Origin of the sequence: Psychrobacter sp. TAE2020 (genome assembly GCF_018919485.1) — a bacterium.
In the GTDB taxonomy this organism is placed as follows: Bacteria; Pseudomonadota; Gammaproteobacteria; order Pseudomonadales; family Moraxellaceae; genus Psychrobacter.
In genome coordinates this window covers 574,378-596,303 of the sequence record NZ_JAHLMU010000001.1, presented here as the reverse complement: position 1 = coordinate 596,303, position 21,926 = coordinate 574,378, and the positions used below count along the sequence as shown (strand labels likewise).

The window sequence follows — 21,926 nt, the reverse complement described above, 5'->3', positions numbered from 1 at the left end:
CATAATCTAACCACTTATAAACAATAAATAGCCTAAGTAAATATGCCTGATACCTTAAAAGATATAGAAAATATAGCAGAAGCCGATAACGCTAACCTAATAGAAAAGCTAACTAATAATGCTGAGGCTAATGCTGACGCTTTTGTGAATAATTTAGCAGAGATTCCCGTACTCGCCAAAGACAGCTATCAGCTAAGCCGCCTTGAGCGTGAGCTGGCTCGTGCAGCTGTCTATAGTAACAAACAGTCTAGTAAAGAGCCATCTAACAAAAATTCAACCGACGAAAAAGCCGACGAAATATTAGCGAAAAAGCGGGCGCAATACGATAAGCTCAAGAGTCGCTCGCAGCAAGCAGTACAAGCACGTATAGACAGCATTCCGCAAGATTTACCTGCTAAGTTAAACCTTGATTTGCCAGTGAGTCAACGTGCTGAGGATTTGATACAAGCCATTATCGATAATCAAGTGATTATTGTCGCCGGTGAGACCGGATCGGGTAAGACCACCCAGTTGCCTAAGCTGGCGATGCTAGCAGGACGGGGTATCACTGGACAGATAGGGCATACTCAGCCACGCCGGTTAGCGGCGCGTAGCGTATCGAATCGAATCGCAGAAGAGCTGGGCGAGAAACTAGGTCAAACCGTCAGCTTTAAGATTCGCTTTAATGAGCAAGGCACTGCTCAGTCGGTGATTAAGCTGATGACCGATGGTATCTTACTGGCTGAATTAGGCCATGATAGGTTTTTAAGTAAGTACGACACTATTATTATCGATGAGGCGCATGAGCGTAGCTTAAATATTGACTTTATTATGGGCTATCTAAAAAAACTGCTGCCCAAGCGTCCAGATCTAAAAGTAATCATCACCTCGGCAACTTTAGACACTAAGCGTTTTAGCGAATATTTTAGCCATTATGATGCTAAGCAAAGACGCCAAGTACCAGCGCCCATCTTCAATGTAGAAGGCCGTAGTTTTCCCGTTGAAGTGCGCTATCGTCCGCTCACTGAGGAGCCAGTAACTAGCTCGGATGATGACAGTTATGACGAGTTTGAAGAGAACCTACCACGTGCTATCGTGGCGGCGGTCGAAGAATGTTTTAGTGACGCGCAAAACAAAGGCCATGCTGATCATGCGGATATCTTGATATTCGCTGCCACCGAAGCTGAAATCCGTGAGACCCAAGAAGTTCTTGAGCGTCATGGACCTAAGCATACTGAAATACTGCCGTTGTTTGCCCGCCAAACTTATGAGGAGCAGCAACGTATTTTTCAGCCATCAGGCCGTGGTCGGCGTATCGTTATCGCTACCAACGTCGCTGAAACAGCGTTAACCGTACCCGGTATTCGTTACGTGATTGACTTAGGCTTTGCGCGGATTTCTCGTTATTCTTATCGTTCACGAGTGCAGCGTTTGCCGATCGAAGCGATTTCACAAGCCGCTGCTAATCAGCGTAAAGGGCGTTGTGGTCGTGTGGCCCCAGGCGTCTGTATTCGTCTATATAGCCAGGAGGACTTTACGGGTCGTCCTGAGTTTACCGAGCCTGAAATACTACGCACTAACTTAGCCTCTGTTATTTTGCAGATGGCGAATCTGCGTCTAGGTAGTGTTGATGACTTTGAGTTTATCGAGCCGCCTGATAGTCGTTTAGTAGCTGACGGACACAAACTACTTAATGAGCTAGGGGCCATCAATGAAAAAGACGATAAAGGCTCTGAGCAATCAGGCAAGCAGTCTAACGGCAAACCCAATAGCAGATCAGCACGTAAACCAGGTTTAGATCATTTACGTCTGACGGCTACTGGTCAAAAGATGGCGCGGATGCCAATCGATCCTAGGCTGGCACGTATGTTAGTCGCTGGTAGCGATTTTGATTGTATTCGTGAGATGCTTATTGTAGTGGCTGCGCTGGCAGTGCAAGATCCGCGTGAGCGTCCGGCTAATAAGCGTCAGCAGGCCGATCAAAAGCACGCAGAGTTCCGTCAAGATGACTCAGACTTTTTATTCTATCTAAGTTTGTGGAAGTCTTTGTTCGAGAACGACGAAGATGGTAATAAGCTCTCCGGTAATCAGCGTAAACAATTTACCAAAACCAACTACCTTAGTTTTCCACGGGTGCGCGAATGGCATCAGACTCATCGTCAGCTAGTACAGATGGTGACTGAGCTAAATCTTACCGACAATAATGATGACTCTAACAAGCCGAATAACAACGATCCGACCAGTATTGTTGATGAACAAGTTAAAGCGGTTAAGTATGCCAATTTGCATCGGGCCTTACTAACTGGTCTGTTATCGATTATCGCTCACAAGACAGAAAATCGCGGTGAGTATTTAGCAGCACGCCAACAAAAAGCTAAAATCTTCCCAGCCAGTACCGTATTTAAGCAGATACCCCCTTGGGTTATGGCCTTTGAGATGGTAGAGACTTCACAAGTCTTTATGCGTACTGTGGCTAAGATTGAACCCGAATGGATCATCTCAGCGGCAGGTGATTTACTAAAATACCATTATTTTGAGCCGCATTGGTCAAAGAAGACTGGTCGTGTTAAAGCTTACGCGCAGATTAGTCTGTTTGGGCTGATTGTCATTCCTAAGCAGCTGACTAACTATGAGCAAGTGAATCTAGTTGAGTCGCGTGAGATCTTTATTCGTGATGGTCTAGTCACCGGTAATTTTGGTCGACAAGCACCGTTCTTGCAGCATAATATGGATAAGGTTGCTGATGTCGAACGTATCGAAGATAAGCTACGTCGCCGTGATCTATTAGTCGATGAAGAAACGCTGTATCAGTTCTATGATAAAAAAATTCCTGAGCATGTCGCTAGCCGTAAAGCTTTTGAAGACTGGCGCGCTGAGATGGAAAAGAGTGATAGCAAGTATCTGTTCTTCACTGATGATGACGTATTAAATAGCCAAGCACCGACTACTGGCGACTTCCCAGAAGTATGGCAATTGGGCGATCTTAAACTGCCGCTACGCTACGTTTTTGATCCTTCTAGTGATGACGATGGGGTAACCATTCGGGTGCCATTAGTAGCGCTACCGCAGCTGGATGCTATCGAATTATTATGGGGCGTACCCGGCTGGCGCTTTGAGCTCGTATTACAGTTGCTAAAATCTCTACCTAAGGAGATCCGTCGTCAAATTGTCCCTATTCCTGATACCGCAGATAGTTTATTCGATGAGTTACAGCCTGCACAATCTCAGGGTTTGCTCAAACAATTATGCCAAGCGTTAAATCGTCGTGGTGTTATGTCGGTGACGCCAGATAGTTTCAATCCGTCCACTATTGATCGTTATTTACAACCACAAATCTGCGTGGTCGATGACAAGAACCGTATTATTGAAAAAGGTCGTGACCTAGAAACCTTGCAAATTCGTCATGCTAGTGAAACTAGGCAAGCGGTGAATGAGCAGCAAGGGGTGCATACTAGCTTCCCTGAACATTTTAACTTTAGCAAAAACCATCACAGCGCTGGGGTGGTGATGAAGCAGTTCGCCGCTTTAGTGGCTGATGAGGCAGGGGACGCGGTATCGATTCATCAGTATACGGATGTCACAGCTGCTCTACAGGCTCATCGTATCGGGGTATTAACCTTGATGAAAGCCAAATTAGGCGCTAAGAAAAAGCAGCTTACCAGTCAGATAGATAAAATATTTAAGCTGTCTTTTGCGCCACTTGGCGATATGGAAAAGCTAAAAACTATCGTCATTGATGCGGCGCTGGATGCGACTCTCGAGGAGCATTATGTATTATTCGATCACAGCGATGACTTACCGTTAAGTATCGATGATACCGTTGCAGGCTTGGCTGAGGAGTTGCCATTCACCCCTGAGGAGTATGAGCAAACCTTGCAGGTAGTAGTCAGTAACTTTTTATTGACTGGTCAAAATGTGATTAAAGTTCTTAAAAATGTCTACACTCGCTGGCAACGCATTCGTCAAAGCTTACTGATGCTCGATCGTGAGATATTTGGGGAGTCTATTGATGATATTGAAGATCAACTAGAGGACTTACATTTGGCTGACTTTGTTTATCGGATGGATTATAGTCAGTGGCAGCAGTATCCCCGCTATTTAGAAGCGCTGGAAGTTCGCATTGAGCGCCTTGAGCACAATATTGAAGCTGATTTAGAAGGAGTCTATGCGTTAGACTTACATATGGAGCGCTTGTCAGGTCGTGCTGATAAAGAGTCGATCAGCGCTTACCGCTGGATGGTTGAGGAGTATCGTATCCAGCTATTCGCCCAACCGATGAAGACTCGTATGGCGGTATCCCCTAAACGCCTTAGCAAGATATGGGATGAGATACGTTAAAAAATTGCACTGCAATTTTAGTATCGCAAGGAAAAATTCCTTAAAGGGGATTTTTTGGGATACGTTAAAAAATTGCTTGCCAGAAAATTATAAATTTTCTCTTGCGCTAGGATAAAGATTTCCCAAATCTTTATTTATTCCTAGCTCATAGTAGCGCAAGGAAGCTTTATTTAAAGTCAGCCTTAAAGGGGATTTTTTGGGATAAGTGAAAAAATTGCTTGCCAGAAAATCATAAATTTTCTCTTGTGCTACGATAAAGGTTCGCATATAAGCCATAAATAGGTTAACTGACTATGACTGTAGCATCTAAAGTAAATTTTCTAATAAATAATCTTACTGTAACAGTGTGGGCAGGGCTGTTCATTAGTAGTGCTAGCTTATACGTCCCTAGCGTAAATGCGGCAGCTATTTATAAAGTGGTTGACCACAAGACAGGACAAGTGACTTTTACTGATAATTTGCACAGTTACCAGCAGCAAGCAAACCAGCAGATCAGTCAGACCAATATCACAACTGGCTATGCTAGTGCGGCGGCTACTGACACTAGCCGTAGTGACAAAGCTAAAATCAGGACTCATTCAGCTCCTAAGCTACAGGACTTACCAGTAGGAGCAGTGCGGACTAACTATCAACTGACCATGATAGAACCAAGCGAAGAGCGTGCCTATCGGCGTCCTGCCCAGAATATCTTGCTCAATTTACAGTTGCAACCTGCGCTACACATAGATGATAGCGTGAATATTTATTTAGACAACGATTTAATTGCTCAGGGGTTAAAAGCGGCTATCGCTACGGTAGATATATTGCCTGGAGAGCATAAACTAAAAGCTGTGGTTAATAACAAACAAGGGCAAATCTTGCAGCAAGTTTCGCGCACGGTCTATGTGATTCAAAACAACGTAGCAATACCAGATAATAAAAAGATAAATCTAATAACTAATAACTAATAACTAACCAATAAGGGCAGTCACTGAACTCAGCGACTGCCCTTATTTATAAAGTTGACAAAGAACAACTATTGTCAGTCTGCCACAACTATTCATTAGCAAAATGAGCAATTGATAGTAACGGTCTATTTAGTTAACTCGATAGTACCGTTAGCCGTGACCGAAATCGTGCTATTACCTGATTCAAAGTTTTGGCTTGGCACCGAGGCATCAGCAGACTCACTTTTCATATTCATACTTGCATACATAGGGCGTGGATAGTTATTACCACTGCTAAGATTTACAGTGACCACACGATAGCCACGCGCATCCCAAGCTCGAGTTAGATTCTTAGCTTGTTGTTGAAAGGCGCGTGACGCTTCTGCCATCAGCTTTTGGTCGAGGGCATCTTTTTTGACATCTGAAACCCCAAAGTTCAAGTTATTCATCACTAAGGTTTGTTGCAGATCGGCAATCAGCTGGCTAGTAGCAGCAAAATCGGTACTCTTGATGTCTATATTAGCTTGTCCAGTCCAACCAATGATCTTGTCGTTCTTATCATAACGTGGGTAAGTGCTCTGCTGTCCAGTGCTAACTGTAACCGTAGGATAGCGTTTAGCAATAGCCAAGGCTTTATTGATCGATGTGTTAAGAGTAGTGGCTAAAGATTTGGCATCAGCAGCTTGTGCTTTTTTATATAAGCTGGCGCGTACTTCATCGTTAGCAATCTCCTCTTTGACTTCTGCCTGAAAGGTCAGCTGATCGTAACCCGTAGGCTCAGCGTGAGCACTACCCATCATAGCGGCAAATAGGCAAACGCTGCTAGTAGCAATAGCCGCTTTATTGAATAAAGTAGATTTCATAATAGCTCCTCAAATGTTGTTTATGAATAGTGTTTATAGCAAATTTTTATAATTTATAATCTTCTAAACTACTAATACATATAGTTTGATAATGCGTTATTAATATAACAAATATCTATTGCAAAAAAAGAAAAATTTATAGAGGGGGCTGTGAGGAAATTGTCAGTAAGTTACTGCTTTCTACGCTAACTTTTAATTTTTATAGCGATTATGCTGCTACTTTAAGTGCTGAGTTTTTACGCAGGGCTTGTAATATGCTAAAAACCTTGTATAATCTTCAGCTGGTGGCTCCATTGGTAGCCTCGCAACATTGTTCTATGAATCCCGCCAGGACCGGAAGGTAGCAACGGTAATAGATACTCTGTGTGCCGAGGATGTGCTGATGGAGTCGCTTTTTTTTGTCTGCGATTTCTTGTTAGTAGTATTTATAGGCCAATTGTTTTTATAATTAGTATAAATACTTAGCCTAAATTAGTTATAGCCGCAGTGCCTAGCAAACCAACTGTTAACCGTGTGATGACGCCCTTACTATGTAAAGGGTTTTTTTTGGTCAAGTTTTTATTTAATTCGCTTATGATTAGTTGAATTTATCGCTTAGTTAGCACTTAGTACCTTGCATAGCAGGCGCTTACAGGATACGATAATCAGGCAAAAATTTAGCCATCTCTTAACTCATTATAAATAGATAATTAGGATAATACAGAGCTATGAATGAGACCCAAGAGCCGCTAACATTGCAACAACGTCAAGCGCAACAGTCGATGCAACGTAGAGTACAACAGCGGCAGATTTTGGCGATGATGGGTATTAACCAGTGGATACAACCGAGTTCAGCCACTTTGAATATAGCTGATATAGACGCGGTTGCTGATAACGAGCCGCTACAACAGGTAGAACCACTATCGGCTACTAACCCTGTCTTCGAATCTACTAGCTCCCAAGATGCGCTTAGTTTAGCAGCGCCAGCGCATCCTGTGCTCACTAGCGTTGATGATGTTCAAGATATCAGTGAGCGCATCATTGAAGATAGCAGTCAAAACATTGAGCCACTACCGTCCTATTATATAGATTCTTTAGACAATAGCCCTCTATCTGCGCCTGTAGACTCTAGGGCGACAGTCACAGGTTTAGTGAAGCCACTAGTAACTAAGGCTACTGCCGCTGTTGACCCTTCTAATAACGACTCTACTGATAACTATAAAAAAACCTTAGATAAAGTAGTGCCCTTCGATCTGCAAGGGGGACGCTATGGCAATTGGCTGCTGCTGGTCGATATCCAAGCCCTTAGTAGCGATAGCCAGAAGCTATGGCAGAATATCAGCCAAGCACTATCACTAGACTGTGAAACTACCTCTTTTCCGATTTGCGCTGGTATGGATACCGCTGAGCTTGCTAATGCTAGTCTTGCTGGTTATATCTTTAAGATAGGCCGTAGTGAAGATATCCAAGTAGCGGCTCTGACTGAGCTGCCCAAGCTGTTGACGCATCCTAATATGGTCAGTGTGCCAAACTTAGAGGCGATGCTCACTGATAGTGCGCTTAAACGCCAACTGTGGCAGCAGATATCTAACCAAGCTTAGTGTTAGGGGCGTTAAGAGCATTAAGAATGCTCAGAGCATCAACAACGGGCAGCTGTCATTGTGACGCTTTGAGCTGAGATTAGTATATATTTAGATTAGATAATCGGCACTAGCACTCAAACCCTGTAACTTTAACTATCACTGTTCTCACTTTACCACCTAAAATCTATTATATTAAGGACTACCTATATGACTACTGATATAACTACTGATAACAAAGCTGCTGTTCATCGAGTCCCTAACTTTAGCGCTGGTCCTGCAACTTTACCTACTGAAGTATTGCAGCGGGCCCAAGATGAGTTGTTAGATTGGCAAGGTCGCGGGGTATCAGTGATGGAAGTGAGCCATCGCAGTAAAGAGTATTTGGCAATCACCGAAAAAGCCGAAGCCAAACTACGCTCGCTAATGCAAATACCTGATAACTATAAAGTATTATTTTTACAAGGTGGCGGTAGTCTACAGTTCTCTGCTATTCCTTTGAACTTACTTAATGGTAAACGTGCAGATTACTTAACTACGGGTACTTGGTCAGCCAAAGCGATCAAAGAAGCCCAACGCTACGCCAAATTGGGTCTAGGTGAAGTCAATTTAGTAGCAACCGGTAAAGATCATAATTTCACTGATGTGCCTGCACGCAGCTCATGGAATACTACTAAAGATGCCGCTTATTTTCACTATTGTGCTAACGAAACTATCCATGGTCTGCAAATATTTGAGCCGCCACAAGTCGACGTACCGCTGATTGTCGATATGTCGTCATGTATCTTGTCGCAGCCGATTGACGTCTCTAAGTTTGGGATGATTTACGCTGGCGCACAAAAGAATATTGGCCCAGCAGGTCTAGTTATTATTATTATTCGTGAAGACTTATTAGGGCAAGCAAGCGACTGGTGTCCACTACTGCTTAACTATGAGCATCAAGTAGAAAAAGAATCAATGTCGAATACGCCAGCGACTTATTCTTGGTATCTAGCGGGTCTCGTCTTTGATTGGTTGGAAGAGCAAGGTGGGGTTGAAGCTATCGGTAAAATCAATCAACAAAAAGCCGCATTGCTTTATGATGCTATAGACAACAGCGAGTTCTACCATAATGCAATAGCCCCTGAGTATCGCTCTATCATGAACGTGCCTTTTACTTTAGCTGATAGCACTCTTGATAAAGTATTCCTTGAGGAGTCAGAGCAGGCGGGACTGCTAAGCCTAAAAGGCCATCGTGAAGTTGGCGGTATGCGTGCTAGTATTTATAATGCAGTACCGCTGCAATGGGTACAGCTGCTGGTAGACTTTATGAAAGCCTTTGAAAAAAAGTATGGTTAATAGCTAAAGTGGTTTACCTCTACTAAAGGCGTAGTTGCTAATGACTGCGCCTTTTTTTGCAGTAGTACTTACTATAAAAAACTTACTATAAAAAACTTGCTATCAAAGCATTAACCCTAAAAATGTGACATCAAAAGCTTGGCACAGTGTGGCAATAAGATAAGCATAGTGTGGGCAATCATAAACCCTGTATTACCGAATACTGTCTGCTGAACGGATCGCTTGCTAAGCTCATCTTCGTAAAGCATTAGGTTAAAAAAGCGAAGTTTGTTATGATAAATTTTTGTAATTCAAATATTTTTAGTCAGCAGCTAAAGTAACTTGCTATATAAATTTGCTTTCATACTGCTGGTGATAATAAGTTACGACACTAACCATGATAAAAAATATTCTACTAAAAACAGTGCTATTGAGTGTGGCTATCGGCTGGATACCAGCTAGTATAGCCAAGTCTATTACTATTACGGCGCTTGGGCACAATAGTACTGCTAAATATGTAGATGTCCCTTATATGCCCTATGCTAATCCTAAAGCACCAACTGGTGGTACGCTATCGCTTGATGCGCGTGGCACTTTCAATGCCGCCAATAAGTGGATGACCACTGGGGTGGCGATGATAGGTACTGACTATCTTTACGATACCTTAATGACGGGCTCGTTAAACGAAGCCTTTACTATGTATCCGCAGTTAGCCAATAAAGTCACTTATGACCCTGATGATACCAGCTGGATTATTTATCATGTCGATCCAAGTGCGCGCTTTTGGGATGGCACGCCAGTGACTAGTGCCGATGTAAAGGCAACTTATGAGGCGCTGCTAACCAAAGGCCCGATGTTTATTCGCAGCTATTTAGGTGATATTAAAGAGATTCAAATCGTCGATAAGCAGCGAGTGAAGTTCACCTTTGTCTCCAGTGATAATAAGGAAATTCTGTTAACGGTCGGTCAGTTTCCAGTATTTGCTAAGTCGTCGATTGATGCTAATTTTGAAAAAATTAGTCTCACGCCTTTGATGGGTAGTGGCCCTTATAAGTTAGGTCGAGTAGAAGCAGGGCGTTCAGTCAGTTATGTGCGTGATCCTAACTATTGGGGTCGGAACTTGATGGTCAATCGTGGACGATATAACTTTGATAGGATTAAGTTTGTCTATTATCAAAGCGACGAGATTGCCTTTGAAGGCTTTAAATCAGGTCAATATCGTTTTCGTCCGGAGAATAAAGCCTCTAACTGGGCTACCGGTTATAATTTCCCGGCAGTAACCGCCGGCATGATCGATAAAGAAGCCATTAGCAGTCAAAATCCAGTACCGATGCAAGGTCTGATTATGAATATGCGTCGGCCCCTTTTTCAAGATATCCGTGTGCGTCAGGCTTTGAGTGCTGCTTACGATTTTGAATGGATGAATAAAACCCTATTTCATGATCAATATGAGCGCTTGCAAAGCTTCTTTCATGGTTCGGAGCTAGCCGCTTTAGGTACGCCATCAGAGGCGGAGATGAAAGTAATCAGCCCATTGTTGTCTGAGCTTGAGCCTATACAGCGGCAGGGCGTATTGGAGGCGTGGCAACTACCTACTAGTGATGGCACTGGCTTTAATCGCCAGGGACTATTAAAGGCTCGGCAGTTATTATTATCGGCAGGGTTCTATTACGAGGATATGAAACTATATCAACCTGATGGTAAGCCGGCGCAGATTGAAATACTGATGACTGGTGATACCTTAAGCCGAGTATTACTACCTTACATTCGTAATATTGAGCGTTTAGGGTTCGATACCAAGCTACGCCAAGTAGATGGGCCACAATACTATGAGCGTATGCGTAGCTATGATTATGATATGACTGTAGATGTGTTTGCTCAGAGCTTATCGCCTGGTGCCGAGCAAGCTAGCTATTGGGGCAGCGCCGCCGCTGAGCAAGTTGGCAATAACAACACTATAGGCATCAACAATAAGGCGATAGATCAAGTGACCAAAGCGCTTGCAGATGCCAAAAGCCGTGATGAGATTATTGTATATACTCACGTGCTCGACCGTCTACTTCGTGCCGGTCATTATTTAGTGCCGTTATATGGTAAGTCAGGCACTAACGTGGCTTATTGGAAACAATACCGTCATGCCGCCCTACCGACTAATGCTGTGGGCATAGATTACTGGTGGGCAGATAAAGCTGCCGAGGCAAAAGTAGACAAGTATTTAGGGCGTTAAACTAGTCTAAGATATAAAAGGTATTTAAAAAGTTAAAGCTATCTATGACCTTAAAGCTATTTATGATATTTAAGTTATTAGCTAGGATAAGTCACTATTTATAATTTTAAATTAACCTCAATCAAGCTCAGTTGACCAAACCCGTTCAGCTTAAAGCGATGGTTGCGGATAAAAACTAAAGACAGTTGCTAATAACAAGGATTTACTATGAGTATTGAAATTCATCCCATTAAAGCTTTTAATGACAATTATATTTGGACATTGATCAATAAGAACAATAAACAAGCTATTGTGATTGATCCTGGTCAATCGGCTCCGGTAGTCACCTATATGGAACAGCAGGGACTTGAGCTGACTTCAATTTGGACCACTCATCATCATTTCGATCATACTGGCGGCGTGATGGAGCTGCAAGAGCACTTTCCAATGACTCATATCGTGGCACACAGTGAGCATGGGGTGGAGGAAGATCAAACTATCAAAGATGGTAGCACAGTAAGTGCTTGGGGCTGCTCAGCACAAGTTTGGGATATCTCAGGACACACTAACAGCCATATTGCTTATATCTTAGACATTGATAATCAAAAGCATTGTTTCTGTGGTGATACTCTATTTAGTGGCGGCTGTGGTCGAGTATTCACTGGCACTATCGAGCAGCTGTACCAGAGCTTTAAGCGCATCGATGAGTTGCCGGCTGAAACTTTATTGTACCCAGCGCACGAATACACTGCTAATAACTTACGTTTTGCCTTAATTATTGAGCCGGAAAATGTAGCCATACAGCAAGCGCTAGCACAAGCTGAACAGCAAACCGCGCAAGGTGTACCGACTTTGCCAGTCACTTTGGAGCATGAGCGGGCCATCAATGTGTTCCTGCGAGTAAAAGAAGCTAGCGTAATAGCAGGGGTGCAAGCGCAAATGACTATTGCCGACGAAGAGCCATTAACGGTATTTGCCGCACTACGTGAGCTGAAAAATAATTTTTAGTTCTATGTTATGTAAGGTTATGTGTAGAATTATTGAGTAGTCTGCTATTTCTCTCCTCTATTTTCCGGTCAGGAAGTTGCCATTATGGGTCGTTATATCTTAAAGAGACTACTGCTGATATTACCGACGCTGTTTTTGATATTATTGGCAAACTTTGTCATCGTGCAAGCTGCTCCCGGTGGCCCAGTGGAGCAGCAACTGGCTCTTATTGAGCAAGGAGCCAAAGATAATGCGCTTAATGGCAGTGTAGGTGCGGGTAGCTCTGGTGCTAATAGTAGTACTTATCAAGGAACACGTGGTCTATCAGAGGAGATGATCGCTGCTATTAATGCCCAGTATGGCTTTGATAAGTCAGCGCCAGAACGCTTTTGGTTAATGCTGAAGAATTATGCTCGCTTAGATTTTGGTGAGTCATTCTTTAAGGGTCAATCAGTGACTGAGCTGATTATAGAGAAGCTACCCGTGTCAATCTCGCTTGGACTGTGGAGTACTTTACTGATTTACCTAATAGCTATTCCGTTAGGGGTATACAAGGCCATGCATCATGGCTCGTCTATTGATAAAGTGACGGCGATGCTATTGGCGATCGGTCATGCGATACCTGTGTTTGTGTTTGCGGTTATTTTACTAGTTTTTTTTGCCGGTGGTAGCTACTGGAATATCTTTCCGCTACAAGGGCTGACTTCAGAGAATTTTGATCAACTCTCAGCGCTTGGCAAAATAAAAGATTATTTTTGGCATTTAGCTTTGCCGTTGCTGGCTAGTACAGTTGGCGGCTTTGCAGGCCTTACTTATTTGACGAAATTTAGCTTTTTAGAAGAGCTGGGCAAGCAGTATGTATTGACGGCTCGTGCCAAAGGTTTAGCAGAGCGCCAAGTGTTATATGGCCACGTATTTCGTAATGCTATGTTGATTATCATTGCTGGTATTCCAGCGGCTATCGTCGGTATTTTCTTTGCTGGCAATTTTCTCATTGAGATTATCTTTAAGCTAGATGGGCTAGGGCTGCTAGGCTTTGAGGCTATCCAACAGCGTGATTATCCAGTGATCTTTGGTACTTTATTCATCTTTACTTTATTAGGTCTATTATTGCAGCTGATTAGTGACCTAAGTTATCACTTGATAGATCCACGTATTGATTTTGAGGGGCGCTAATGTCTAATGCGCAAATACCACCTACTAGTAGCGATACTATAGGCAAGCAAGAGCCTAAATCAAAAAAGCCACGCCTAAACCCAATCTGGCAAGCTCGTCTCAAACGCTTCGGTAATAATCGCTTAGGTGTTATATCGTTAGTGGTTTTTAGCTTAATATTTATTATTTGTATGGCCGCTAATGTGATTGCTAACGATAAGCCTTTGTTAGTGCAGTATGACAACAGTTATTACTTTCCAGTAGCTAAGGCTTACCCTGAGACTACCTTTGGTGGTATTTTTGAAACTGAGACTAATTATAAAGATCCAGCGGTACAAGCGTTAATCAATGCTAAAGGCTATTATGTTATGCCGATTATCGCCTTCGCTGACCAAACGCCCAATGTCGAACTAGCGATTCCTTATCCAGCCGCGCCCAATAGCCAGAACTGGTTAGGCACTGATGATCAAGGTCGTGATGTGCTGGCACGGATACTTTATGGTATGCGGGTATCCTTATTATTCGGTTTAGCTCTGACTTTAGTAGGAGCATTGATTGGGATTATCGTAGGGGCTATTCAAGGCTATTATGGCGGTTGGGTGGATTTGGCAGGCCAGCGCTTTATGGAAGTCTGGGGCGGTATGCCACAGCTATTTATGATTATAATTTTGGTCAGCTTATTCAGTCCTAGTATCAGCGTATTATTTGCGTTAATGCTGCTATTCGGTTGGATGGGACTAGTTGGCTTAGTGCGTGCTGAGTTTTTACGCGCACGTAATTTTGATTATGTGCGGGCGGCGCGTAACTTAGGAGTCGCCGATAGCCAAATCATGTGGCGACATATCTTACCTAATGCACTGGCATCGAGCTTATCGCAACTGCCCTTTATTTTAACCGCTAATATCATTGCCCTGACCGCCTTAGACTTTTTAGGATATGGTCTGCCACCAGGTTCACCCTCGCTAGGGGAGCTGATGGTACAAGGTAAAAACAACTTAGACGCTCCTTGGCTGGCGTTATCAGGATTCTTTAGTTTGACCTTTATTTTATCGTTGCTAATCTTTATTGGCGAAGCGCTACGTGATGCGTTTGATCCGAGGCGCGGTTAATATGATGACAAATAATAAAACAGCGCCGATTTTGACAGTGAATGAGCTGAGTATCGTCACTAATACTGGCATGACCTTAGTAGATAAGCTGGGTTATCAGCTGCACCAAGGCCAAACGCTGGCTATCGTTGGGGAATCAGGATCAGGGAAGTCTATTGCTAGCTTAGCGTTATTAGGGCTATTACCTGAGAGTCTAAACGTTACTGGCGATGTAGAGCTGGCAAGTTCAGCAGAGCAGTCGACTATGCTTGCCTTGCCGATAGCTAACCATGATTCACGAGATAAGGTATTGCGAGCCATCCGTGGTCAGCGTATCGGCATGATATTTCAAGAGCCGATGACCGCCCTTAATCCACTGCATACGGTTGCCAAGCAAATCGCTGAGTCGCTGCGCTTGAGGGGCGTAGCCAAAAAACAATGGCGGATGCAGACCATTAAGCTGCTAAACGACGTCAATATTACTGACCCTGAAGATAAGCTAAATCGCTATCCGCATGAGCTTTCCGGCGGTCAGCGTCAGCGAGTGATGATAGCGATGGCGTTAGCGCAGCAGCCGGATATCTTGATTGCTGATGAACCAACAACTGCCCTTGATGTGACCCTGCAACATGAGGTTTTGGCGCTGCTCAATGACTTAAAGCGTGAGCATAATATGGCAATGATACTTATTAGCCATGATCTTAATCTGGTTAGGCGCTATAGTGATGAAGTTATCGTAATGCGTCAAGGGCAGACTATTGAGCACGGAACAACGGCAGCGGTTTTTGCCAATCCAAAAGCCGACTATACTCGTACTTTGATGCGGCAAGACTTTGGTCAAGCATTAGATATCCAGCAGAGTAGTTCAGACAAGCCGGCTATAGTGCTACGAGTTAAGCAGTTACAAGTACAATTTCCAGTGCAAAAAAACTTGTTTGGCACGACCAAGCGCTGGTTTGATGCAGTAACAGACATAGACATGAGCTTAGCGTCAGGACAAGCATTAGGCATCATTGGAGAGTCTGGTTCTGGCAAGACTACTATTGCGTTGGCTCTAAGTCAGCTGCTCAGTAATCAAGCTAAGGTCAGTGGTCAGATAATAGTCAATGGTCAAGATATGTCCTTATTGTCTAACAGCGAGCTACGCAAATTTCGCGCCCAAATTCAGATGGTATTTCAAGATCCATTTGCTAGTATCAATCCTCGTATGACAGTGATGCAAATCATTGAAGAAGGGCTATTAGTGCAAGGTGTTGAAAAGGCAGCTCGAATACAAGCGGTTATAGACAGCTTAGAGACGGTACACTTACCCAGCGAGTTTGTGCATCGTTACCCTCATGAGTTATCAGGCGGTCAACGGCAACGAGTGGCGCTAGCTAGAGCATTAGTGATGCAGCCACGGTTAATGATTCTAGATGAGCCCACTTCAGCGCTTGATAGCACCACTCAAGTAACCGTCGTCAATCTACTACGCGAAATTCAACAGCAGCGGCAAATCAGCTATGTGTTTATTAGCCACGACTTAAAAGTAGTGCGAGCTTTATGTCAGCATATTATGGTGCTAAAAGACGGTATGTGCGTCGAATCAGGAGCCACTGAAGTAGTGTTTAAGCATCCGCAGCATCCTTATGCCAAGCGCTTGTTACAAACTAGTGTCAATAGTTAAAAAAACAGCCTAAGTAAAAAATTTTTGCTCGATGAGATGATTCACTCCATGAGATAAGATAACTTAATATAAATTAAGATAAATAATTACTAATGTGGATTGTTATAAAATATCTATACTGCTTATTAGTTAATTATTCTTCAAAGTCAGACAGCATTAGTAATGTATTCTAAAGGTAACTGTGAGCTTTAAAACCGCCTAAATACTGTAAACATATAACATAATAGGAATATTTCAGTGATACCTAAGGGTTACAATGGCAACATAAAATCATTATTAGGATTTTCTGATGACATTCAAATCACAAGCCAAAATAATTGGCATCGCTTTAGTAGCCACTAGTGCTCTATATGCCGGTTGTACTGCAGCTGACAATAGCGCTACGGTAAAGAACCCTAGTGCGGCTAATCCTTATGCGCCTACTGATCCAAATCTGGCAGTGGCAACTGTAGCTGGTGGTTGCTTTTGGTGTGTGGAAGCCGGTTATGAAAAGATACCTGGGGTAGTAGAAGTGGTCTCAGGTTATACAGGCGGTAAGTCTGCAAACCCAACTTATACTACCGTATCAGCCGGAGGTACTGGCCACACTGAAGCGGCGCAGATATATTATGATCCAAAGCAAATTAGCTACGATGGGTTACTACAAGCGCTTTGGCGCATTGCAGATCCTACCGACAGTGAGGGTCAGTTCGTAGATCGTGGTACTCAATATCGTCCCGCTATTTTTTATAATGATAAGCAAGAGCAGCAACAAGCAGAAGCGGCTAAGAAGGCGCTACAGGCTTCTGGAGTATATGAGAAACCAGTAGTGATTGAAGTGGTTCCTGTCGGCGATTTTTATCCCGCTGAAGAGTATCATCAAGATTATTATAAAAAGAACCCGCTACGCTATAAGGCATACACTTTTAACTCCGGTCGTTACCAGTTTATCGAAAGCGTATATGGCAAAGATTACGAATTAGATTTTGCCAAGTTTAAACCTGCCGCTGATAGTAGTGCGGCGCAGACAACGGCAAGCACTAAAGCTGGCGTAGGCTTTAATGCAGATGCCTTTGTAAAACCAAGCCAAGATGAGCTAAAAAAGTCACTTAGTAGTATGCAATATAAAGTCACGCAAAAGGACGGTACTGAACGTGCTTTTGATAACGAATATTGGGATAATAAACAGCCTGGTTTGTATGTTGATGTGGTATCAGGTGAGCCGTTATATTCCTCACGTGATCAATTTGACTCTGGTACTGGCTGGCCAAGCTTCATCCGGCCGCTAAATGCTGAAATGGTTGTTGAAAAAGCAGACTTAGGTATTTTTGGTAATCGTACTGAAATACGTAGCCGTTATGCTGATTCGCATGTAGGCCATGTATTTGATGATGGTCCAGCACCTACTGGCAAGCGCTATTGCATGAACTCAGCAGCGATGCGTTTTGTGCCTTTAGCAGAAATGCAAGCAGCGGGTTATGGTAACTGGATTGACGATGTGAAGGCGGTCGGTTAAACTTACTGGGTCGATTTTGTAACTAGTCTTCTAATAACTGATCATTTAATAGCTGATCATTCAATAACAGTATGTTAGTCAAAAATCGTTCCCCATTTTCTATTTATTGAGATGGTGAGCGATTTTTTGCTGTTAAAAGCCGGTTGATAAGAGCATTCACTAAATCAAAACTATCCGCCTTTTAGTAAACTCTAAAAATAATAAACTCTAAAAAGCTCATTTATGTTAAAAGTACTGTTCACTGTATTACGGATCATGGTGGGCGCTATCGGCTTAGTGCTGATTATAGATTGTGTACTATTAATCGCTGCTGGCAAGATTAATTTTGGTACCTTAGTGCCGCTGGGGTTAGGCGTTGTGTTGGTTATCCATAGCGTGTACTGGCGATCTATTTATAGCTATGTAACAAAACCCCGCTGGCTTAAGTATGGCTGGTATAGTCTATGGGGCTTATTGCTGATTTGGCTAATTAGCTTTACGCTATTCATTCAATCCTTGCAGCAGAAAATCAAACTCAGTGCACAGCCTCTACCACCAGTTGCGGCGATTATTGTGTTAGGCTCAGGTACAGTAGCAGGCAAGCCCACAGCCACTTTAGCTAAACGTTTAGATACGGCAGTAACTATCATCGATGCTCAACCATCGGCCATGATAATGACTAGTGGGGGTATTGGTTATGGGCGGCAACGTAGTGAAGCAGATATTATGGCCAGCTATTTGCATACTGAGCATAGCGTGCCCTTTGAGCGCATTTTGCAAGAAGGCACTAGTACTAGCACTCAAGAGAACTTGTCGAACAGCAAGATTATTTTAGCGGCTCAAGGGGTGGATTTAGCGGAGCCTATTGCTATTGTTACTAGTGATTTTCATATTATTCGAGCAGCGGCTATAGCCCGTCATCAAGGTTATGAGCAGCCAGTAACCGTAGCCAGTCCAACGCCGTTATCGATTCGCTATAACGCTTGGTTCCGAGAGTATTTTGCCTTTATCAGCGGCTGGCTTTTAGGGGAGTATTAACCCGAGTATTATTGTGCTACATAACACTAAACAATGCTAAACCTACAATACTTTTATTGAGCGTCAAATCATATACAATGACCGCACTAATCTAAAATTCTAATGCATTATATCAATGTATCGACAATTCAGTGCATCAATAAACACTGGTGCAGCAATTAATAAGAGAGAGGATTATGTCAGATAAATTCATTAAGTCAAAAGCGGCTATTGCTTGGGGCCCTAACCAGCCATTATCCATCGAAGAAGTGGATGTCATGTTGCCACGCAAAGGTGAAGTATTAGTAAAAATTCTTGCCAGTGGCGTTTGCCATACTGATGCTTATACGCTATCTGGTGAAGACCCAGAAGGCGTGTTCCCAGCGATCTTAGGACATGAAGGTGGTGGTATTGTTGAGCAAATCGGCGAAGGGGTGACTAGCGTACAAGTCGGCGATCATGTGATTCCTTTGTATACCGCAGAGTGTGGGGTGTGCAAAATGTGTACCTCAGGCAAAACTAACCTTTGCTCAGCAGTGCGCGAAACCCAAGGCAAAGGCTTAATGCCAGATGGCACTACTAGATTCTATAAAGATGGTCAGCCTATTTATCATTATATGGGTTGCTCAACCTTCTCTGAATATACAGTACTGCCAGAGATTTCTTTAGCCAAAGTTAATAAAGAGGCTGCATTAGAAAAAGTCTGCCTGCTCGGTTGCGGGGTAACTACCGGTATGGGCGCCGTAATGAATACTGCTAAAGTTGAAGAAGGCTCTACGGTAGCTATTTTTGGTCTTGGTGGTATTGGTCTAGCGGCCGTTATCGGTGCAAAAATGGCCAAAGCTAGTCGCATTATTGGCGTTGATATTAACGCAGATAAATTTGAATTGGCCAAAAAGCTAGGCGCAACGGATTGTATCAACTCTAAAGACTATGACAAACCGATTCAAGAGGTCATCGTTGAGATGACTGATGGTGGTGTTGATTACTCGTTTGAGTGTATTGGTAACGTCGATGTTATGCGTTCAGCGCTTGAATGCTGCCATAAAGGTTGGGGCGAGTCAGTTATCATTGGAGTGGCTGGCGCTGGCAAAGAGATCTCTACTCGTCCATTCCAGCTAGTGACTGGTCGAGTCTGGCGTGGTTCAGCATTTGGCGGTGTTAAAGGTCGTTCAGAATTACCAGGCTATGTTGAGCGTTATTTAGATGGCGAGATTCCATTGAATGACTTTATTACTCATACGATGCCACTAGAAGATATCAATAAAGCCTTTGAGCTGATGCACAATGGTGAGAGTATTCGCAGTGTTATTCACTTTGATGCTTAAAGCTCAATGCTCAATGCTCAATGCTTAAAAATTAGCTACTTTTGCTAGTCCCTGTTACTACAGTTTTTAGCAAAGCTGTTTATAACCGCTCTTTATAATACTGATGCTATCTCGCAACGAGGTGGCATTTTTTATGCTAAAAGGTAAGGCTCAAATGTTGAAAAGTATGTTTTGATTTGAGTTATTTTGACTCGAAATAATGGACTAAATGGCTACTAAACAAAGAAAAATTAAACAAAAAAAGAAAGCCTAAGCCTCCTTTTTTATCTCAATACAGTCACTATGCTAGTAGTAGTCTAAAATGCAGCTTGACGCTTGGGTAATGCACCTAAGAATTCATTGCGCGCTTGATTGTCATGAACATATTCACCTAACATCGCCGTACTACGAGTGGTCGAATGCTGCTTGCTGACCCCACGCATCATCATACACATGTGCGAAGCATCCATAACGACAGCAACGCCGCGACAACCAGTGACATCCATAATAGCTTGTGCTACTTGCTCACTTAAGTTCTCTTGAACTTGCAAGCGCCGAGCGAACATATCGACAATACGGGCAAACTTAGATAACCCTAGTACTTGTCCATTAGGCAGATAACCTATATGGGCAACACCATGAAAAGGTAACATGTGATGCTCGCACAGTGAATAAAATTCAATGTTCTGTACTAACACTAGCTCACGATTGGTCGATGGGAATATAGCGTCATTGACTACTTCGTCTAAGTTCTGATGATAGCCTTTGGTTAAATGGGCAAAGGCTTTTGCCGCCCGTTTAGGGGTGTCTTCAAGACCAGGACGCTCCAAATCTTCGCCTGTCGAAACAATAAGCTGACGATAGGATTCAATACTTTCATGGTAGTTTGAAGTTGCAATTGGGGTATTACTCATAAGGTTGTCAGCCGTCCAAAATGTGGGTATAACTTAATGCTAAATCCTATAGTGCTAACAGCTGTCAGCAAGGGCTTTAAAACTGTGCAAGCTTGGAAGGATTGTGATTATACGTGAAAATAGATTAACTTCATACTGCTATAGATAAGTCTTCCGGGTTATGGGCTGAGGATAACCAATAATGGCAATAATCACCATCAGTTTACGTCTGTTTACTTAATATGATTCGTGTATAATAAGCGAATAATCGATTGACCATTTATACTGTTGAACCACAATACTTCTAACTACTTTTATTGGTTAACAAGGACCTATTATGCTACTTCAAGGACAACGTTTTGTCGTCACTGGTATCGCCAGTAAGCTATCTATTGCTTGGGCTATCGCTGAAGCGCTGCACCGTGAGGGTGCTTCTTTAATTTTGACTTATCCAAATGAGAAGATCAAAAAGCGGGTAGACATGGCAGCGGAACATTTTGAAGCGGACTTAGTGCTAGAGTGTGATGTCGCTTCGGATGAGTCTATAGCGGCTTGCTTTGAACAAGTGGCCGCTCATTGGAGCGATGGCATCGATGGGGTAGTACATGCCATTGGCTTTGCACCGATGGATCAGCTCGACGGCGATTTCGTTAATGCCACCACTCGCGAAGGCAGTCATATCGCTCATGATATCTCAAGCTATAGCTTCGTAGCACTAGCAAAAGCCGCACGTGAACTGTTAGCTATGCGTCATGGTTCTATGCTCACTCTAACTTACGAAGGTAGTATTTCGGTATTACCAAACTACAATGTCATGGGTATGGCAAAAGCCAGCTTAGAGGCTAGTGTTCGCTATCTTGCTACTTCAATGGGCGGCGAAGGTATTCGCGTTAATGCTATCTCAGCTGGTCCTATCCGTACCTTAGCGGCGAGCGGTATCAAATCCTTCCGTAAGATGCTCGATATCAGTGAGAAAATTGCCCCATTACAGCGTAATGTTAGCCAGATGGAAGTAGGTAATGCCGCCTTATTCTTGTTATCGCCATGGGCTTCTGGTATTACTGGTGAGATTATGTTTGTTGATGCGGGCTTTAACACAGTGGCTATCAGCGAGCAGTTAATGATATTAGGTGAAGCAGAGAAGTAATTTG

General features: G+C 43.2%; 15 protein-coding genes and 1 other RNA gene. 14 read left to right on the top strand and 2 right to left on the bottom strand.

Annotated elements, in window-relative coordinates; all coding sequences use genetic code 11:
• The first annotated feature begins 144 nt into the window (after positions 1–144).
• A complete protein-coding gene (hrpA, locus tag KPY62_RS02340; RefSeq protein ID WP_216583042.1) occupies positions 145–4,317 on the top strand; it encodes an ATP-dependent RNA helicase HrpA in 4,173 nt (1,390 codons plus the stop codon).
• Between the two features lie 293 nt (positions 4,318–4,610).
• A complete protein-coding gene (locus tag KPY62_RS02335; RefSeq protein WP_216580652.1) occupies positions 4,611–5,264 on the top strand; it encodes a DUF4124 domain-containing protein in 654 nt (217 codons plus the stop codon).
• Between the two features lie 125 nt (positions 5,265–5,389).
• Here the strand turns inward: KPY62_RS02335 and KPY62_RS02330 are convergent, their stop codons facing one another.
• Positions 5,390–6,106 (bottom strand): SIMPL domain-containing protein, encoded by a 717-nt coding sequence (locus tag KPY62_RS02330; protein ID WP_216580651.1) that lies wholly within the window; start codon positions 6,104–6,106, stop codon positions 5,390–5,392.
• A 291-nt stretch (positions 6,107–6,397) separates the two neighbouring features.
• Between KPY62_RS02330 and ffs the strand changes: the two genes are divergently transcribed.
• The 11 genes from ffs (at position 6,398) to KPY62_RS02275 (ending at position 19,903) form a co-directional block, all read left to right on the top strand.
• Positions 6,398–6,494: signal recognition particle sRNA small type (gene ffs / locus KPY62_RS02325), an RNA gene on the top strand.
• A gap of 319 nt (positions 6,495–6,813) precedes the next feature.
• A complete protein-coding gene (locus KPY62_RS02320) occupies positions 6,814–7,686 on the top strand; it encodes a DNA polymerase III subunit psi (RefSeq protein WP_216580650.1) in 873 nt (290 codons plus the stop codon).
• A gap of 189 nt (positions 7,687–7,875) precedes the next feature.
• On the top strand, positions 7,876–9,003 hold the full coding sequence (gene serC / locus KPY62_RS02315; RefSeq protein WP_216580649.1) for a 3-phosphoserine/phosphohydroxythreonine transaminase: 1,128 nt from the start codon (positions 7,876–7,878) through the stop codon (positions 9,001–9,003).
• Positions 9,004–9,379: 376 nt separating this feature from the next.
• A complete protein-coding gene (locus KPY62_RS02310) occupies positions 9,380–11,209 on the top strand; it encodes an extracellular solute-binding protein (protein WP_216580648.1) in 1,830 nt (609 codons plus the stop codon).
• Between the two features lie 207 nt (positions 11,210–11,416).
• A complete protein-coding gene (gene gloB / locus KPY62_RS02305) occupies positions 11,417–12,196 on the top strand; it encodes a hydroxyacylglutathione hydrolase (protein WP_216580647.1) in 780 nt (259 codons plus the stop codon).
• A gap of 84 nt (positions 12,197–12,280) precedes the next feature.
• Positions 12,281–13,351 (top strand): microcin C ABC transporter permease YejB, encoded by a 1,071-nt coding sequence (yejB, locus tag KPY62_RS02300; protein ID WP_201624386.1) that lies wholly within the window; start codon positions 12,281–12,283, stop codon positions 13,349–13,351.
• Positions 13,351–14,439 (top strand): ABC transporter permease, encoded by a 1,089-nt coding sequence (locus KPY62_RS02295; RefSeq protein WP_216580646.1) that lies wholly within the window; start codon positions 13,351–13,353, stop codon positions 14,437–14,439. Before yejB ends, KPY62_RS02295 begins: the two co-directional genes overlap by 1 nt.
• A 1-nt stretch (position 14,440) precedes the next feature.
• Positions 14,441–16,084, top strand: coding sequence for an ABC transporter ATP-binding protein (locus KPY62_RS02290; RefSeq protein WP_216580645.1), 1,644 nt, complete (start codon positions 14,441–14,443; stop codon positions 16,082–16,084).
• A gap of 289 nt (positions 16,085–16,373) precedes the next feature.
• Positions 16,374–17,579 (top strand): peptide-methionine (R)-S-oxide reductase MsrB, encoded by a 1,206-nt coding sequence (gene msrB, locus KPY62_RS02285; protein WP_216580644.1) that lies wholly within the window; start codon positions 16,374–16,376, stop codon positions 17,577–17,579.
• A gap of 222 nt (positions 17,580–17,801) precedes the next feature.
• Positions 17,802–18,596, top strand: a complete 795-nt coding sequence (locus KPY62_RS02280) for a YdcF family protein (protein ID WP_216580643.1) — start codon at positions 17,802–17,804, stop codon at positions 18,594–18,596.
• Positions 18,597–18,772: 176 nt separating this feature from the next.
• Positions 18,773–19,903: an S-(hydroxymethyl)glutathione dehydrogenase/class III alcohol dehydrogenase gene (locus tag KPY62_RS02275; RefSeq protein ID WP_216580642.1), complete on the top strand. Its 1,131-nt coding sequence runs from the start codon at positions 18,773–18,775 to the stop codon at positions 19,901–19,903.
• 296 nt (positions 19,904–20,199) lie between these two features.
• Here KPY62_RS02275 and folE read toward each other — a convergent pair whose 3' ends face one another.
• On the bottom strand, positions 20,200–20,796 hold the full coding sequence (gene folE / locus KPY62_RS02270) for a GTP cyclohydrolase I FolE (RefSeq protein WP_216580641.1): 597 nt from the start codon (positions 20,794–20,796) through the stop codon (positions 20,200–20,202).
• Positions 20,797–21,112: 316 nt separating this feature from the next.
• Between folE and KPY62_RS02265 the strand changes: the two genes are divergently transcribed.
• The gene (locus KPY62_RS02265; RefSeq protein WP_216580640.1) at positions 21,113–21,922 is read left to right on the top strand and encodes an enoyl-ACP reductase FabI; all 810 of its coding nucleotides are present in this window, start codon (positions 21,113–21,115) and stop codon (positions 21,920–21,922) included.
• Positions 21,923–21,926 lie beyond the last annotated feature (4 nt).

Excerpts from the sequence above, each read along its gene's own strand:
- KPY62_RS02335 (WP_216580652.1), top strand. The coding sequence starts at position 4,611 with ATGACTGTAGCATCTAAAGTAAATTTTCTAATAAATAATCTTACTGTA.
- KPY62_RS02330 (WP_216580651.1), bottom strand. The coding sequence starts at position 6,106 with ATGAAATCTACTTTATTCAATAAAGCGGCTATTGCTACTAGCAGCGTT.
- KPY62_RS02320 (WP_216580650.1), top strand. The coding sequence starts at position 6,814 with ATGAATGAGACCCAAGAGCCGCTAACATTGCAACAACGTCAAGCGCAA.
- serC (WP_216580649.1), top strand. The coding sequence starts at position 7,876 with ATGACTACTGATATAACTACTGATAACAAAGCTGCTGTTCATCGAGTC.
- KPY62_RS02310 (WP_216580648.1), top strand. The coding sequence starts at position 9,380 with ATGATAAAAAATATTCTACTAAAAACAGTGCTATTGAGTGTGGCTATC.
- gloB (WP_216580647.1), top strand. The coding sequence starts at position 11,417 with ATGAGTATTGAAATTCATCCCATTAAAGCTTTTAATGACAATTATATT.
- yejB (WP_201624386.1), top strand. The coding sequence starts at position 12,281 with ATGGGTCGTTATATCTTAAAGAGACTACTGCTGATATTACCGACGCTG.
- KPY62_RS02295 (WP_216580646.1), top strand. The coding sequence starts at position 13,351 with ATGTCTAATGCGCAAATACCACCTACTAGTAGCGATACTATAGGCAAG.
- KPY62_RS02290 (WP_216580645.1), top strand. The coding sequence starts at position 14,441 with ATGATGACAAATAATAAAACAGCGCCGATTTTGACAGTGAATGAGCTG.
- msrB (WP_216580644.1), top strand. The coding sequence starts at position 16,374 with ATGACATTCAAATCACAAGCCAAAATAATTGGCATCGCTTTAGTAGCC.
- KPY62_RS02280 (WP_216580643.1), top strand. The coding sequence starts at position 17,802 with ATGTTAAAAGTACTGTTCACTGTATTACGGATCATGGTGGGCGCTATC.
- KPY62_RS02275 (WP_216580642.1), top strand. The coding sequence starts at position 18,773 with ATGTCAGATAAATTCATTAAGTCAAAAGCGGCTATTGCTTGGGGCCCT.
- folE (WP_216580641.1), bottom strand. The coding sequence starts at position 20,796 with ATGAGTAATACCCCAATTGCAACTTCAAACTACCATGAAAGTATTGAA.
- KPY62_RS02265 (WP_216580640.1), top strand. The coding sequence starts at position 21,113 with ATGCTACTTCAAGGACAACGTTTTGTCGTCACTGGTATCGCCAGTAAG.